This window comes from Iodobacter sp. (genome assembly GCF_025352645.1).
Taxonomy (GTDB): Bacteria; Pseudomonadota; Gammaproteobacteria; order Burkholderiales; family Chitinibacteraceae; genus Iodobacter.
The window spans coordinates 1-17,768 of record NZ_JANXSO010000070.1; the positions used below are offsets into that span (position 1 = coordinate 1).

6 protein-coding genes are annotated in these 17,768 nt (G+C 47.9%); 3 read left to right on the forward strand and 3 right to left on the reverse strand.

The genetic code is table 11. The features are described from left to right. A partial coding sequence (gltB, locus tag Q0R17_RS08325) for a glutamate synthase large subunit (protein ID WP_293933924.1) occupies positions 1 to 4,065 on the reverse strand: 4,065 nt, incomplete at its 3' end. 301 nt (positions 4,066 to 4,366) lie between these two features. Here gltB and Q0R17_RS08330 point away from each other — a divergent pair. From Q0R17_RS08330 to Q0R17_RS08340, 3 genes are all read left to right on the forward strand, one after another. Then, positions 4,367 to 11,242 (forward strand): filamentous hemagglutinin N-terminal domain-containing protein, encoded by a 6,876-nt coding sequence (locus Q0R17_RS08330; protein WP_293933926.1) that lies wholly within the window; start codon positions 4,367 to 4,369, stop codon positions 11,240 to 11,242. A 76-nt stretch (positions 11,243 to 11,318) separates the two neighbouring features. Next, positions 11,319 to 12,698: a FecR domain-containing protein gene (locus Q0R17_RS08335; RefSeq protein ID WP_293933929.1), complete on the forward strand. Its 1,380-nt coding sequence runs from the start codon at positions 11,319 to 11,321 to the stop codon at positions 12,696 to 12,698. 14 nt (positions 12,699 to 12,712) lie between these two features. After that, entirely contained in the window at positions 12,713 to 14,242 is a 1,530-nt protein-coding gene (locus Q0R17_RS08340; protein ID WP_293933932.1) for a ShlB/FhaC/HecB family hemolysin secretion/activation protein, read from the forward strand. Positions 14,243 to 14,272: 30 nt separating this feature from the next. On the opposite strand, the gene Q0R17_RS08345 is transcribed toward Q0R17_RS08340, so the two are convergent. Both Q0R17_RS08345 and Q0R17_RS08350 read right to left on the reverse strand, forming a co-directional pair. Next, positions 14,273 to 15,730: a M81 family metallopeptidase gene (locus Q0R17_RS08345; RefSeq protein WP_293933935.1), complete on the reverse strand. Its 1,458-nt coding sequence runs from the start codon at positions 15,728 to 15,730 to the stop codon at positions 14,273 to 14,275. A 301-nt stretch (positions 15,731 to 16,031) separates the two neighbouring features. Beyond that, positions 16,032 to 17,201 (reverse strand): iron-containing alcohol dehydrogenase, encoded by a 1,170-nt coding sequence (locus Q0R17_RS08350; protein WP_293933938.1) that lies wholly within the window; start codon positions 17,199 to 17,201, stop codon positions 16,032 to 16,034. Between the last annotated feature and the right edge of the window lie 567 nt (positions 17,202 to 17,768).

A 17,768-nucleotide genomic window follows, 5' to 3' on the forward strand; every position in this document is an offset into this window, starting at 1 on the left:
GGAGTTACGTACCGCAAAGCGCTCGCCCGCCATACCTGCCGCAAATAGCTCACCGCCGGTTGCGCCGTAAAGACAAGTGTTACCCACAATCACGGCCGCATGCGATTCAAAATCAGAGGCTTTCGGTGGATAAATCACCACGCGCCCGCCGCTCATGCCCTTACCGACGTAATCGTTAGCGTCGCCTTCCAGCTCAATCGTCAGGCCCTTGGCATTCCATACACCCAAGGATTGCCCAGCCGAGCCGTTTAATTTGATATGCAGGCAGTCATTCGGCAAGCCTTCTGCGCCGTGCGCCTTGGCAATTTCGCCAGAGAGGCGCGCACCGATGGAGCGATGAATATTGCGCACTGCGTATTCAAATTTTTGCGGCGTTTGGTTCTTAATGCCAGCAATGGCGTCTTTCACCATTTCTTCGGCCAGCTCCCCCTTATCAAACGAAGGATTGCGCTCTTCTACGCAAAAACGCGGCTGCGATTCTGGAATCGTGCCTTGGCTAAGCAGTACGCCCAGCTTCAGACGACCTTGCCTTTCCGTTGCACCCGCTGCCAGCTCCAACATTTCGCTGTGGCCGATTAAATCAGATAACTGACGTACCCCTAGCGCCGCCATCCATTCACGGGTTTCTTGCGCAATAAAGGTAAAGTAATTCACTACCATTTCTGGCAGGCCAATAAAGTATTTAGAACGCAGCTTGATTTCTTGCGTGGCGACACCGGTTGCGCAGTTATTTAAGTGGCAAATACGTAAGAATTTACAACCCAGCGCCACCATCGGGCCTGTACCAAAACCAAAGCTTTCTGCCCCCATCATGGCGGCTTTCACCACATCCAGACCGGTCTTTAAGCCACCATCAGCCTGCACACGCACGCGGCCACGCAAACCATTGGCACGCAAAACTTGCTGCGCTTCGGTCAGGCCCAGCTCAAATGGCGTACCCGCGTATTTCACCGAGGCCAAGGGCGATGCCCCTGTACCACCGTCGTAACCCGAAATGGTAATCAAATCGGCATAAGCCTTAGCCACACCTGCGGCAATCGTGCCCACACCGGGCTCTGCCACCAGCTTCACCGAAACCAGCGCATCTGGATTAACTTGTTTCAAGTCAAAAATCAGCTGGGCCAAGTCTTCAATCGAATAAATATCGTGATGCGGCGGCGGGGAAATCAACGAAATCCCAGGCTTGGAGCAACGCAGCTTAGCGATCAGCGGGCTGACTTTATCCCCTGGCAACTGGCCGCCTTCACCTGGCTTAGCGCCTTGCGCCACCTTGATCTGCAAGACTTCGGCATTCACCAAATAATGCGGGGTGACACCAAAGCGGCCAGAGGCCACTTGCTTGATCTTGGACATTTTTACCGTGCCATAACGCGCCGGATCTTCGCCGCCCTCACCCGAGTTCGATCTCCCGCCTAAGCGGTTCATCCCCTCGGCCAAGGCTTCGTGCGCTTCTGGGCTGAGTGCGCCCAAGCTCATGCCTGCAGAATCGAAACGCTTCAGAATCGATTCAACGGATTCCACTTCATCCAGCGGAATCGCCTTGGCAGGATCGAGCTTCAGCCCCATTAAATCGCGCAGCATGGCTACCGGACGCTTATTCACCAGATCGGCGTACTTGCGGTATTCCTTGTAATCGCCATTTTGCACGGCTTTTTGCAGCTGCATCACCACATCGGGGTTGTAAGCGTGGTATTCCTCGCCAAACACGTATTTCAACAAGCCACCCTGCGCAATGGGGCGCATGGTATTGAAAGCCAGCTTGTTTAACTTGCCTTGATCTTCTTGGAAATCAGCAAAATTAGCACCAGAAATCCGTGAAACTGTGCCGTTTAAGCAGAGATCAACCACTTCTTCATTCACGCCAACGGCTTCAAACAATTGCGAGCCGCGATAAGAAGCAACAGTTGAAATGCCCATTTTAGAGAGAATCTTCAACAAGCCTTTATTAATCCCCTTACGGAAATTATTGCAGGCTTTCTCTAGTGGCAAATCAATCTGGCCGATCTCTACCAGCTCTTTAATGGTCTGGTAAGCGAGGTACGGGAATACCGCCGTAGCGCCATAGCCAATCAAGCAAGCAAAGTGATGCGGATCGCGGGTAGTGGCGGTTTCCACCACAATATTAGTCAGGCAACGTAAACCTTCGTCCACCAGCATATGGTGTACCGCGCCTACGGCAAACAAGGCAGGAATCGGCAAACGGCCTTTTTGAATGTTTTTATCGCTTAACACCACCACCACGGTTTTTTCATCGCGCACACTGACAAGCACAGACGCACGCAGGCTTTCAACGGCAGCTTTTAAAGTGCTCGTAGCGGGGTCAAACGTAATATCAAAGAAGGCAGGTTTGTAATCGGCATCCTGCATGGTGGTCAGCGAATCAAACTTATCCGATGACAACACTGGCGAGCGCACTTCTAAACGGCTGGCGTTAAATTCTGTTTCTTTAAACAGATTGCGCTCAGGGCCAAAACAGGTGTTCAGCGACATCACAATCGCTTCACGAATCGGATCGATCGGCGGATTAGTCACTTGCGCAAACTGCTGGCGCAGATAGTCATACGGCGAACGGACTTTTTCCGACAGTACCGCCATTGGCGTGTCATCCCCCATCGAGCCGATGGCTTCTTGGCCGTCTGCAGCGAGTACGCGCAAGATTTGATCGCGCTCTTCAAAAGTCAGCTGAAATTGCTTCTGGTAAGTCAGCAACTGCTCACGGCTCATGGCTTCTAGTGGGGAGTTATCCTCAGCCAGCTCTAAATGCTGGGCGTGTTTCTTTACCCAAGCACGATAGGGTTGCGCTGTTTTTAAGCGGTTATCAATGGTTTCGGTGTCTAAAAACTCACCATTGCTTAAATCCACCGCCACAATTTGGCCTGGCTTAACGCGGCCTTTCTTCACTACGTCTTCGGGCTTATAGCCCCACACGCCGATCTCTGAAGCAATCGTCAGGTGGCGATCTTTAGTAATCACATAACGCGCTGGGCGCAAGCCATTGCGATCGAGGGCACAGCCTGCGTAACGGCCATTCGTCCAAACGATACCGGCTGGGCCATCCCATGGCTCCATATGCATGGAGTTGTATTCGTAAAATGCACGTAAGTCGCGATCATTGCTATCGACGTTTTGCCATGCAGGCGGCACCAGCATACGGAAAGCACGGAATACATCCATGCCGCCCATAAGTAAGCCTTCCAGCATATTGTCCATCGACATGGAATCAGAGCCATTGGTTTGAACAATCGGGCGTACCGTGTCCATATCCAGATACTCGCTATCCATAATCGCTTCACGGGCTTTGGCCCACAAACGATTACCGTGCAGCGTATTGATTTCGCCGTTGTGCGCCAGATAGCGGAAAGGCTGAGCCAGTTTCCACTGTGGCCAAGTATTGGTTGAAAAGCGCTGGTGATATACCGCCAGTGACGATTCAAAACGTGGGTCTTTCAAATCCAGATAGAACTCTGGCAGATTATCCGGTGTAACCAAGCCCTTATAAGACAGCACATGCGGGCTTAAGGTTGGCATATAGAAAGCAGCATCGTCAGTACAGGCTTTTTCTGCCACACGTCGTGCTTGATAGAGCTTACGCTCAAACACTTGGCTGCTCATCCCCTCTGGCGCATTCACAAATAGCTGGCCAATGGTCGGCAGTGTTTGTAAGGCGTACTCACCACAGGCTTCGATATTCACTGGCACACTGCGGACACCCGCAACCGCCAAGCCCTGCTCCTCCATCGCTGCAAAGAGTTTTGTTAATGTTTCTGCTTGGCTATAGAACACAATCCCTACAGCGTATTCATCGGCCACCGTTAGCTTATTTTCTGCGGCCACGGCGCGCAAAAAGCTATCCGGTTTTCGAAACAGCAAACCACAACCATCGCCTGATTTTCCATCAGCGGCAACGGCTCCACGGTGTGTTAGACATGCAAGAGAGCTAATTGCAGTAGAAACCAGCCAATGCGACGGCTTGTCATCCATTTGAGCAATCAGGCCGAAGCCACAGCTATCTTGTTCGAACGTCGGGCTATACAACGTGCCCTTTAACCAGCCTTGTCGATCCATCACAAAACCCTTAGGGGAAGCAGAAGTTTTTAATATCAATTTGCGGCGAAATGGCCTTGATTCTATATGCCAAACCCAAAAAGGAGCAATGTTTTCAAGCAGGAAATCCCTTATATGCACACATTAAAAAAATAAGGGTTTTTACTTACCATTGTTACTGACGTATTTCAAAAGAAAATAAAAAGCGAGGAGAAAGAAAAATAATATTATCTTTTTAACTTCATCAGACTCCACTGGTAAATGCCATATCACAAACTAGAATTAAGCGACCCACTTTGCCCAAAGACCGCGGAGGCTCGCCATGAAGCCGCAATTCCCTTTACGCCCTCTAGTACTGGCTATTTCAATAGCCTTACCGCTACTAGCAGGCAGCCCCGCCTATGCCAACCCTGAAGGAATGCAAATCATTCATGGCTCGGCAGATATCCAGCAAGTGGGCAAAATGCTCACTATTAAGAACACGCCCAACGCAATCATTGAGTGGCAAAAATTTAATATCGCCAAAGATGAGGCGACTCGATTTCAGCAGGAATCCGCCAAAAGCATCGTGCTAAATCGTGTTAGTGGCGTAGATCCTTCGCAAATTCTTGGCCAGCTTAGCTCTAATGGCCGCGTATTTCTGATTAACCGCAATGGCTTGCTCGTTGGTAAAGATGCACGCATTGATACCGCTGGTTTTATTGCATCTACCCTTGATATCAAAAACGATGACTTCCTAAATGGCCGTTATCGCTTTGCAGGAGAAGGCGGCAATATAGCCGTGGAAGGGGTGATTCGCAGCCAAAATGGCGATGTTTTTTTAGTTTCGCCTGATATTAAAAACAGTGGATTGATCGAGTCAAGTAATGGCAATGTTGTACTTGCAGCAGGAAAATCAGTTGAAATCGTCAGCCTAGGACTAGAAGGCGTGCGTTTTACCTTACAAGCACCAAGCGATAGTGTAATTAATCTAGGCCAAATCAAAGGCGATGCTATTGGGCTATTTGCAGGCACCCTAAAACACAGCGGTGAGATCCGCGCGGTGCGTGCCGAGCAAGTAGGAGGCAAGGTTTTGTTGCGTGCCAGCGATAAAATCGAAACCAGCGCAGGCAGCCGCATCGATGCCAGTGGAGCAGTTGCTGGGCAAATCACCCTTGATGCAGGACCAGCAGGTACCTTGCTAGCCAGTGGCCAAATCAGCGCCATAGGCATGCAAGGTGGCGAAGTACAATTACTGGGTAAACACGTTGGCCTGATCGATCACGGCTCGGTGGATGCCAGTGGAAAAAATGCAGGCGGGACTATCTTAGTAGGCGGTGATTACCAGGGTAAAAACGCCAGCGTTGCCAATGCACAAGCAAGCTACACCGGTATAGATACCTCCTTGCGTGCGGATGCCATCAGCACAGGCAACGGCGGCAAGGTAATTGTTTGGGCTGATAAAAACACCCGTGTTAATGGCCAAATCAGTGCCAAAGGCGGGGCTGAGGGTGGAAATGGCGGGCTGGTAGAAACATCGGGTAAGGAATTTTTAGATTTTAAAGCGCAGGTGGATACATCAGCAGCTAAAGGCAATGCAGGCACGCTGCTACTAGATCCAGCAGATATCACCATCAAGACCACTGGCACAACAGATACCAGCCCCAATGGCATTGTAAATAGCGAATACACCTTCAGTAATAGCAGCAGCGGCTCCGTAGTGCTTATTGGCGATATTGATAGCCAGCTCAGCAGTAATAACGTCACCATTCAGGCTGAGGGCGCAATTACCCTACTCAATAGCATGAGCTATAACAAGAATAAAAATCTAACCCTCTATGCAAAAAATGCTTACCCGCTAACAAATGGCATTGATATGAATAGCCAGTCGGTCACCAATAGTGGCACTGGCGATATCACCCTCAAGACCGATCAAAAGGCCATTAACGCCGCAGCTATATCCACCCAAGGAAATATCACCCTTGAAGCTTTAAGCCTAACATTAAATGGCAATATCACCAGTGGCTCAGGAAAAAGTATTACCATTAAAGCCAGCGGGCAATTAGATCTGGATTCTGGCCAAGCCGACAGCAGCAAAATGCAATTAGGCAGCGCATCCATTGCGAAACTAATCAGTGATAATGTATTTTTAAAATCAGAAAGTAATGTATCTATTAATGAACTGGTAGATCGTAGCGGAAAGAATCTCTCCATTTATGGAAAAACCGGTATAGCTCAAACCAACACAAATCAAACAGGCTATGGATACATAAAAGCAAACCACTTAAGTGTTTCAACATTTACACCAACTCCATCTGGATCTATTTCAACCATTAATCTGGGTGAAGCAAGCAATGAAATAAGCCAGTTCAGCAGCAGCTCCGATGGCAGTGTCAAACTAAAAAATACTAATGCATTAAGCATTATTGCACATCCGGATTTAAGCTCTTATTCAAAAATGGGCGGCGACAGCTGGATTGAAAACACGCAATCAATCAGCCAATCTGCACCTATTACTATTTCTCCTAGCCCCGCTCCCTCACAAACCCCCTCTCCTAGCCCAGCCCCAGGCTCATTAACCATCTACTCCACTTCAGGCAATATAAACCTGAACCATGCGAGTAATAGCATAGAACAATTAAGCGCAAAAACAGCCGCAAGTGCAGCAAGTATCACCATTAAAAACAATACAAATATTAATTTATTTAATAACACAACAGAGAGCGGGCCAACCCAAAGCGGCATTTCAACTAATAATGGCAATATCAGCCTAGAAAACAATGGAAACATCACTTTCAATAATAACGATATAACCGCTGGCACAGGCAATGCCGATATCCTAACCACGGCGGCAGCGAAAACGATATCTATCCCTAATAGTAGTAGCAACAAAGGCGTGATCACCGCCGCCAATATTAATCTACGGGCAGATACCATCGGCCTAAGCTATGCCTCTAGTGGCACAAACTACGCCACACTGAATGCCAATAGCGGCACAATCAATATCTCGCCCTTTACCAGTGGCACAGCATTTCAATTAGGGGGATCAAGCCGTAGTGCGCTTGGTGTTACTCAAAGCGAAATAAATAATTTTACCGCCAATACTATTAAAATTGGCAATAGCTCGTATCAAGTTGGGGCCGTAAATATCGCCACCTTAGATATCAGCTCAAGCAGTGGAGCACCAATATTAGATATAAATTCATCTGGAGCCATCACCCAAAGTGGCATCCTAAAAACAAAAGGCTTAGCAGCCAGAGCCAGTAGCATTGCCTTAAATAATACCGGCAATGTATTTACTAATGGCGTAGCCCTTACTAGCTCTGGAGATATTAATCTTGATTATGCTGGGAATCTAAATATTGGCTTACCTGGTTATGCCGATGGTTTAGCAGCAGGGAATGATCTAAGTGCAAGGGCTAGCTCTAATTTAACTATTGCAAACTCCATTTATGCTAAAAATGCCACGCTCACCGCAACATCTGGCAGTATAAATCAAAGCATAGGCACAATTATTAATGCTAGCTCATTAAATAGCACCGCCAATGGAGAAATTAGCTTAGGCCAAACCAATCAAATATCTACACTTAGCGCGACAAACACAACAGGCAATATTTTAATTAAAAACAGCAAGGCATTAACCATTAGCAGTTTAAAAGGAAATGGCAATATAGAAGTTAATAATACGGCAGATATCACCCTCAACACCAGCCTTAATACGGCAAGTAGCAACACGCTTACCTTGCAATCAGCAAATCTTAGTCAAACCAGCGGAATTATTACTGCAAGTGATCTAAAAATAACAGCAACTGGCAATGTTTTACTCGACAAAGATAATTTAATAAACAAAGCCAGCATTAGCAGTAAAGACTTAACCCTCAATAATAATCAAGCGCTCACACTAGGAGCCATCAATAGCAAAGACTCTGAAGTAAAAATAAGCAGCAAAGGTGATTTAATCCTTAGCGATACTTTACTGGCAAAAACAGCAAGCCTCACTTCCAGTAATGGCAGCATAAAAGCAAATAATATTATTAGTGCCAATAGTTTAAAAGCCAACGCCACAAGCGGCATTACGCTGGATAAAAACAACCTAATCGATCAAGCCGCGCTTAAAACCACCAAGGGCAATATATTACTGAACAATGCTAAGATCTTAACTTTAGGCGACTCCAGCGCCGATCAATTTAAGCTAATTAATAGCGAAGGGCTTATTATTAGTGGCAATTTAACTGCAGCACAAATTGATATAAATTCCAAAAACATGAGCGACAATAGCACGGCGGTATTAACAGGCAATGCCAAGCTAAATAGCACGGGGGATATTATTTTAAGCAATGGCACGCATTCATTAACGGTGCTATCTGCAAGCAGCAATGGCAATATTTCTTTAAAAAATAAAAACTCATTAACGCTTAAAGAAATCAGTGCAAACAAAGCACAAGTCAATAATGAAGGTACTGTTACGATTGATGCGGCACTCAATGCCACAGAATCAGCAAAAATACAGAGCACAGCAGCAATTAGCATTAACAATGCGATCAATAGCAACAACATTAATCTAATCAGCGATCAGCTGAATATGGGCGATCAAGGTAAGATTGATACCACCGATTTAATCTACACACCCAATACAGCAGATAGTATTAAAGTTACCCTAGGTGGCAATAGCAAGACAGGCTTAGGAGTAGAATTAAGCCAAAGCGATATTGATCGTATTAAAGCTAGCAAAATAATTTTAGGCGATGCGCAGGGTAATAAATTCAGTGATGTGCAAATAAAAGGATTTAATGCCGCTACTGCAGATTTATCTATAATTAGCAGTGGCATATTAAGCCAAATAACCGGTGGTGCATTCATCGCCAAAAGCTTAAACGCTCAAGCCAGTAGCATTACTTTAGCAGAAAACAACACGGTAGATAATTTCATAACAAATAGCAACGGCGATATTATATTTTCAAATAGCAAAACCCTAGCACTCGGGGCAATATCCACTCAAGGGCTATTACGTATTAGCACACAAGGAGCATTAGGCTTAAATGATGCCGTGACTGCAAAAAACATTTCATTAAAAGCCGATGGCGGCGATATTATTAGCCTAGATAAAGGAATCATCAACACAGATACACTTAGCGCCACAGCCAGCAAAGGCATCAAGCTAAATAATAGTAATAATATTAACCAATCCAATTTAATTAGTAGTGATGGCGATATCAGTATCAACAATAATAAAGATCTTATTTTAAGTAAATCAAGTAGCAGTGGAAAAATTAGCATCAGTACCACGGGAGGGCTAAATATCAATGAAGACCTATCCGCCAATGCAATTGATATTACTAGTGGCGGTATTATAAATAGCAAAGCGATCACCAGCACCACGGGCGGAATACTTATTAATGCGACTGGTGCTTTAAATATCAATACCCTGACTTCCGCTAGTGATATTGATATTAAATCTTCAGCCACGATTAATGCCAGTGCTCAGCTCAATGCTAATAATGGCAAAATACGTATCAATGCGATTGGTGATTTAATCTTAAACGATAATATAATAGCCAATAATATCGACATCAGCAGTGCCACACTCAATAGCAAAGGCATAATAAGCAGTAAAACGCAGAGTATCGGCAACGGCAATATATTAATTAACACCACGGGCGCTTTGAACGTCAACACTTTGATATCAGCAAATGATATTGATCTAAAATCAGCAGCAAGTGTTAGCACCAACACACCACTAAGTGCTAACAATTTACACATCAATGCAGGAGCTGATGTCAATTTAAATAGTGATTTAACTGCAAACAATATCATAATTAATACAGGAAGCACCCTTAATACCAAAGGTATTATTAGTGCGCCGCTGCTTAGCGTTAAAGCGGCAACGGGCATCAGCCTAGATAAAGCTAACCGCTTAGATCAGGTAAAATTGATTAGTGATAATGGCTCTATCAAGCTAAGCAATACTAAAGCTTTAATACTTGACACCACCAGCAGCAGTGGCGACATTAGCATTGCCAATACTGGCAATTTGCTCGTTAAAGACAATTTAAGCGCTAATCAAATTCAGCTGAAAATAAACAATGGTGTCCTTAGTGAACTAGATGGCGGAAAAATAAACACTCGCAAGATAAACATAGAAGCAGAAGCAGGAATTAATCTTCAAAGCAGTAACAATACGATTAATTTAGCAGCGCTTAGCAGCAAGGGTGATATTTTATTAAATAATAATCAATCTATAGAGCTAGCTACGATCACTAGCCAAGGAAAACTGAATATTAATGCGATAGGATCACTGCGCATTGCAGATCAGTTGCAAGCTGCCACAATCAATTTAAAGGCTGCTGAAATAGGCGACACTGCAAACAGCCAAATTGCCACTACTAAACTACAGCTAGATGGCCAATCACAAATTTTACTAGATAAAGGCAGCCATAAAATTGCGCAACTCACAGCAAAGAGTAATGGCGTTATCAGCATACAAAACAATATTGATCTTGATCTACAAGGCATCAGCACAAAAGGCAATGTTTTAATTGATAATCAAGGCGCGCTCAATGTAAGTGCCCCTTTTAGCGCTGATGATAGCTCTTTATCCAGCAAAGGATCTTTGCGTATTAATAGTGAGAAATTTAGATCAACCGGAACGATTAAACTACTCAGCCGAGATAGTGGTGGTAGCTCTGATAATATTATTCAGAATACAGCCTTGATTGCAGCTGGCGATATAAAAATAGATGCTAATGATGTCTTTATTCAAAATGCAGATTTAATAGCTGGAGCCAGCGTTGCACAATTAAACCAAGGTGCACAAGCAGGAGTTACTGGCACCAGCGGACAAATTTTAGTTGATGCAACAGTCATTCAGGTGGCCCAAGGGGTTAAAGCCATATCCGCTAATGGTGGTGCAATTAATTATGGCAGTGCCAGAACCATCAGCAATAATATTAGAGCTGATCAAATTCAGACCACGGGCACCATCAATAAACAGGGTAAAGACCCTGATATTCGCCTAATTAATAGATTGCCTATTACGGCTACTCCAGAGCAAGTGGATCAAGTGATTAAAGTGATTGTTTTGCAAAACCAAGATCAGCAAAGTCATTTCCAGCAAATTGGTACGGGTGCTTTGCCATTTGAAGCAAAAAAACCAGAAGAAATAGAGCCAAGCAAAACGCCAATTCGTATTGCAGGAGAAGACGATGCCAATTGCCCATAATGGCTTTTATTTTTAATTGCTTATTAAGCCAATAATCGTTTTAGCAAATATGCCCAGCCACACGGAGATAAAGCTAATGTTTAATTGTTTTAAGCTAATCGTCCTTAGCCTTTTTTTATCTGTACCCAGCTATGCGGCCATTGTGGCTGAAGTGGCATCGGTACAAGGCGCGGCATCGGCTCAGAGTAAAGGCGGTGGGCTTAAACTTATTGGCAAAGGATCGGTACTGAATGAAGGCGATGAAATCATCACCGCGCCCAATAGCCATGCGGTATTAAAGTTTAACGACGGCGGGCAGATTACAGTACGCCCCGATACCCGCATGAAAATTGATAGCTTTGCTTTTGGCCAAGCGGGGCGTGAAGACAGTATGGTTTTAGGCTTATTTAAAGGGGGCTTACGTGCGGTAACGGGTTTGATATCTAAGCAATCGGCAACAGCGGCTAAAATTCAGACCAATAGCGCTACCATCGGTATTCGTGGTACCGATTTTGATGCAAGGCTTTGTACGGGTGATTGTGAGCAGGAAGCCAAGCAAGCGCCTACTCAACAAAACAAAACCGTTGAAGTGGCCGCTGCAGCACGGGTAGTTAGCCTATCTGGCAAAGCCAGCGTTAAAAATAAAGACAGTAATTTGCGCATGCTGGTGCAGGGCGGCGCGGTATATGTAGGCGAGCGCGTTGAAACCGCCACCGACGGCACCTTGGTTTTGGCGTTTAGGGATGGGGGCAAGGTGTCCCTGCGTAGCGATACGCAGATGCAAATTGATCGCTTTGAATATAAAAGCGAAGCCGCCAGCGAAGGCAGCTTTGGCGTATCACTCTTTAAAGGGGGCTTACGCGCTTTAACGGGTTTAATCGGCAAAGCTAGGCCAGAGGCCGTGCAATATAAAACCAAAAGCGCCACCATCGGGATTCGTGGCACTGGGGTAGATTTTGAATGCACCGCTGCCTGCGCAGACCCTAATGTGCAAGCAATGGATGGCTTTGGCGCCTATGTGTGGGAGGGCCATATCACCATCACGCCCGTCAATGGCCCTAGCCAGCAGCTTAATCTAGGCGACACCATATTGATCCGCACTAGCGGTATTTTACGCCCTGCTAGCCCACCTGCCAGCCTTGGCAATATGCCCGCACCACGGCCCGATACCATCCCCGTTGATTTGCAGCTTTTATTTGGCCAAAGCGATGTTAATAACGATGCTCAAGGGCTTTATGTGCACGTTAGAGACGGTAATGTCAGCCTAACTGACAATACAAGCCAGCAAATACTATACTTAGGGAAAGATGAAACTGGATTCACTAACAAAAACAACCCAGTGCGCTTACGCGACCTACCGGTATTTATCGAGTTTGATCGCACCCCCATTGGCATAGTCAAAGTTCCACTACGTGAATTACTCAGCAAAAATGGCATCCCATCCAACCTTGGCTGCAAACCTGGTACGGCCAAATAAAGCGGCGTCCTAATATGACATTTCGACTTTTATTACTTTCCAGCATCCTTGCAGGCAGTGTATTGGCCGATGAACCTAGTTTTAATGTCACCACCTTCGATATAAAAGGTGACAACCCCCTCTCTATTGAGGCCAGTCGGCAAATATTGCAGCCTTGGTTGGGCGATAAACGCTCGCTCGCCGATTTACAGCAAGCCGCTAGCGCACTTGAATCGGTGCTCAGGGAGCAAGGACACGGCTTTTTACGCGTCACCCTGCCGCCACAAGAAGCCTCTAACACCATTACCCTAGAAGTATTGAGCTTTAAAATAGGCAAGGTGCTGATTAAGAATACTGAGTTTTTTGATGCAGAAAACCAAAGAAACAGCTTACCTTCCTTGCAAGAAGGTAATTCGCCAAACATACAAGCCATGGCCACCCAGCTTGCCATTGCCAATGAAAACCCTGATAAACAAACTACCGTCACCTTTAAAGAAGGCGATAGTGATCATGTTGACGCCACCATCGATTCGCAGCAGCAAAAACCATGGAGTGTGTTTGCATCCGGCAATAACTCAGGGGCGGATGATAATGGCCGCTTACGTTTATCGCTTGGCGTTCAGTACGCCAATCTATTTAACGCCGATCATGTCGCCACCTTCAGCTATTCCACCGCGCCCAGCCAACCAGATAATGTGGGTCAATACGGCTTGTTTTATCGCCTGCCACTTTACAATTTAAACAGCAGCTTAGCCGCCTACTACGCCCAATCTAAGGTGGATTCAGGTAGCTTAGGAGAAGGCTTAGTCATTACCGGCAAGGGCGAATCAGGTGGGCTGCGATATAGCTATTACCTGCCCCCTGTAGGCCAATATCGCGGCCAGATTGAGGTGGCTATCGACGATAAAATATTTCACGGCTCTGACTTAAGTGGCGTGGGCCAGCTTAGCCCCGACGTGCGCAGCCGCCCGCTTACCCTTGGATATAGTGGCCGCTGGCGTAATGAAGAAACCGAGATAAGCTTTAGCCTAGATTACGCACACAATCTAGCCTCGGGCTACGCTAATGACGACGAGGCTTACGCTAGCAACCGCAGCGATGCACACCGCAACTGGCAAGCATGGCATGGCAAAGCTGAAGGCCTTTACCGCTTTACGGGCGACTGGCAGGCTAATCTAAAGTTTAACGCACAATTTGCCAATGAGCCGCTCATCTCTGGCGAGCAATTTGCACTTGGCGGCAGCAACTCCTTACGTGGAGTGAGTGATCGTAGTGCCACAGGGGATAGCGGTATACAAAGCAGCTTTGAGATCAGCACGCCCAAAATTTACGATGGCTTACGCTTATTAAGCTTTATCGACGCAGGCATCATCCACCGCTACTCACCTGATGCCACAGCAAGCAGCAAAGAAACCCTCGCCAGCATCGGGCTAGGCCTACGTTGGCAAGTTATGGATTGGGGATTTATTAGCGCCGATTGGGGCTATATCATCGACGGCAGCAGCTCGCCTAAAATCGAGCAGGGCGAAAGCTTTGGGCATTTTGGATTTTATATGAAGTATTAAATTGATGTAGGGAGGGCGCCCGTGCCCCCCCTACATCAGACTTCTCGCAGGCCTTCTTTGACACACCTTATATTGCAAGCGGCTTAAATCGGCTACATGATCACCATCGGCTTCTACTACTAAAATCTCGGCGGCTAAAGCACCAAAGTCAGCACGAAAATGCACGCTGCTTTTTAAGATGAGTATCGGCACTTCGCAAGGCTCTATACCTAGATAGCGGAACATGGCCTGATCTGCCGCCTGCTGCTTGCGGCTACTCACCAGCACCGTTACCCCGCCACACTCTAATCTAGCCATCAGGCCTAAATCCATCTGGCAGCCCGCATAAAAAGGCCCTGTTGCCGCAAACTGGCCCGTGCCAAGCGCGCGAATGCTCCACTCCCCAATAGCCTGACTATCGCTGCGACCTATAGCACAATTGAGTTTTGCACCAACGCCAGCTTGATGCGCCGCTTGTGCCGCCAGCGGATCGCAGAGCAGGCCCACCACGGCAGGGATCTCCATTGCCAAGCAAGTGGCGATGATATTTGCCGCATCACTGCCCGCCCCGCCGCCCGCATTATCACAAGTATCGGCCAAAATAATCGTTGCACCAGAACGCGCATGCTGACGCACGTAGCGGAGTGCTTCGTCTACCTGCCACAGCTTGCCCGCAAATTTGCTTTCTGCAGCGGCCACTTTTTGTGCCAAATTGAGCGCAGCAGCTTGGGCCAAGCGAGGGTTTGCTGCGTAAGCCAGTACGGCTGGGCCACTATCGGCCACATCGGCCAAAGGAAAACCGGGGAAGAAACTGACACTGAGTAAATCACCCTCTTCTGCCCTAATGGCGTCTTGCATTAGGCCTGCAACTGGCGGCGCTAATGAGCACTGCCAAGGCATAGAGATCAAAAAATCTAGCTTTTGCATGGCAGGGTAAAGCTGGTTGCCGGCCAGTATATGCCACAATAAACCAACGGCCCTTGCCCCTGTTTCTGCCATATCCACATGGGGATAGCTGCGATAGCCGACCAAAGCACTGGCGGAATTCACCATCAAGGGGCTGACATTGGCATGAAAATCAAGCGAGGCCACGATAGGCGTTTGCTCACCCAATAAGACGCGAGTACGGCGCAACCATTCGCCATCGCCATCCTCATAGCGCTCCGTCACCAAAGCGCCGTGTAAATCCAAATACACACCATCTAGCGGCCCAGCAGCTAAAAGTGCCGACTCAAACATTGTCCATAGCGCTTCAAACGCCGCATCCTCCACCCGCCCGCTGGGGTTGGCCGATGCCCAGAGCAGCGACAAAACTTGAAAATGAGCAGCCTGCAGCGCAGCAATCGCCCCCGCCAAAGGTAAATTAGCCCCCGCCACCGCAGCCACAACCGCCTCGCCCATGGTCAGCCCCGGCCAAGCATCCGCCTCAATAAAATGAGCCAGTGTGGTGGGCATACTGGCAAAGGTATTGGTTTCATGCTGAATACCCGCTACCGCAATCCGCTGCATACCAGCTCCAGAGGGGTGAATACGTGAGACAAACAAGGGCAAAAAATATTTACTGCCTGCGCCTTAATTTTTTGGAGTAGTAGCCACCGCAGAAATACGTATTTGCATAACTTTAGGTGGCACTTCAGCGCGGCAACTTCCCCCTTTAAAAAAGGGGGATTTTCCTTGGTTTTTGGCTAATTCCAGCCCAACATCAACTACAAATCCCCCCTAGCCCCCCTTTTTCAAAGGGGGGAACAAAGACATCAACCTTAAGTATGCTTTGTCTTTCTCCGTGAAACTCCGTGTGTGGCCTCAGCCCCTACAACAATCCATCCAAAGCCGCCGCGCAAATATTGCGATATTGCTGTGGAGTAAACGGAATCGGGTTGGTGCCGTGCGAGCCATCCGCCACGGCCTCTGCACCGATGGTTTCCAGACAGGATTCATCTAGGCCTATGCTTTTTAACGTATGTGGGATGCCAACTTCTTCGCGCAGACGCAAAATCCAGTCAAGAAAGGCGGCAAACGAAGGGTTGGGCAGGCCAAGGTAGCGGGCGGCGGCGGTGATGCGCTCGTCAATGGCGGCCTGATTGGCTTTTAAAACATAGGGCATCAAAATGGCATTAAGCATGCCGTGGTGGGCATCAAAGCGCGCCCCCAGCGGGTGCGCCAAAGCGTGCATTGCACCCAGGCCGCGCTGAAACGCCGTTGCCCCCATGCTGGACGCCACCAGCATTTGCATCCGCGCCTCCAGATCTGTGCCCTCGGCAACGGCGCGTGGCAGCCATTCACGCACCAGTTGCATCCCCTCCAGCGCAATGCCACTGCCCATGGGGTGATAAAACGGCGAGCAATAGGCTTCTAAGCTGTGGCTTAAGGCATCCATACCCGTGGCTGCGGTGAGCTTGGCGGGCAAGCCGGTGCTCAAAACAGGATCTAAAATCACAATGGCAGGCAACATGCGCGGGTGAAAAATAATCTTTTTAGCGTGCTCGGCTTCATGGGTAATCACCGAAGCCCGGCCTACTTCGGAGCCTGTGCCCGCCGTGGTAGGAATGGCAATAAGCGGAGCCATGCCTTCCGTTTTAATCCTCAGCCAGTTGTCCCCTTCATCCACATAATCCCAAAGCGGGCCACTCTGCCCAACCATCATCGCCACCGCTTTGGCCGCGTCCAGCGCCGAGCCACCGCCCAGCGCAATGATGCCGTCATAGCCGCCCTCGCTGTAAGCCTGCACCCCGTCGGCCACATTTTTCCCGGTTGGGTTGCCCTTAATCTGGTGAAACAGGCCAGCGTGCAAATCAGCCCCATCCAGCAAGGTCAGAGTGCTCAGTACGGGCGATAAAGTGGCCAGCCCCGGGTCGGTAATCAGCAATGGCTTTTTAATGCCTAAAGATCGCGCTAGCTGCGGCAAATCCCTCACCCGCCCCACGCCACATTTCACATTGGTGGGGTAATTCCAATTTACGGTGTAGCGATCGAGATTCATTTAAGTATCCTGTTCAGGAATAGTGCCTTCGGCACGTTGGTTTTGGTGCGGGCGTCCCGCTGGACCTTCCTTTCTTGCGCGGCCAAGAAACGAAGCCAAAGAAGGCCGCCCCGGCGTCTGCGCCCCGCTTCGCGGGGTTCCCTCGCTGCGAATAAACGAGTCGGCGTCAATTCAACTCGCTTCGCTCAAACACGAATTGACGAAAGCCCCGCCCCGTTTATTCCTCGCTCGGCTGGTCTCAGGGGGACTTAAGCCCCACATCAACCATCAACTTATTGCTTTAATTTTCGTAGGTTGGGTTAGCAGCTTTATCGCGTAACCCAACCTACGGATCTAAATGCTTTTCCTCCGTGAAACTCCGTGTTCTCTGTGGCCTCCGTGGTTCAAGATTTGGGTTTTTCTACATAAAGACAAACATTACATCTGCTTCAAATGAAACGATTTCGGCCTTGTCAGGTAGTCGTATCCCAGCGTAGATAAAGTCGCTCCCCGCCCGGTTTGTTTGATGCCGGTCCAAGGTAGAGCGGGGTCTAGGTAATCGCAACGGTTCATAAAAAACGTACCGCA

Bases quoted from the DNA above. Each gene is read 5' to 3' on its own strand.
- Q0R17_RS08330 (WP_293933926.1), top strand. From the start codon at position 4,367: ATGAAGCCGCAATTCCCTTTACGCCCTCTAGTACTGGCTATTTCAATA.
- Q0R17_RS08335 (WP_293933929.1), top strand. From the start codon at position 11,319: ATGTTTAATTGTTTTAAGCTAATCGTCCTTAGCCTTTTTTTATCTGTA.
- Q0R17_RS08340 (WP_293933932.1), top strand. From the start codon at position 12,713: ATGACATTTCGACTTTTATTACTTTCCAGCATCCTTGCAGGCAGTGTA.
- Q0R17_RS08345 (WP_293933935.1), bottom strand. From the start codon at position 15,730: ATGCAGCGGATTGCGGTAGCGGGTATTCAGCATGAAACCAATACCTTT.
- Q0R17_RS08350 (WP_293933938.1), bottom strand. From the start codon at position 17,201: ATGAATCTCGATCGCTACACCGTAAATTGGAATTACCCCACCAATGTG.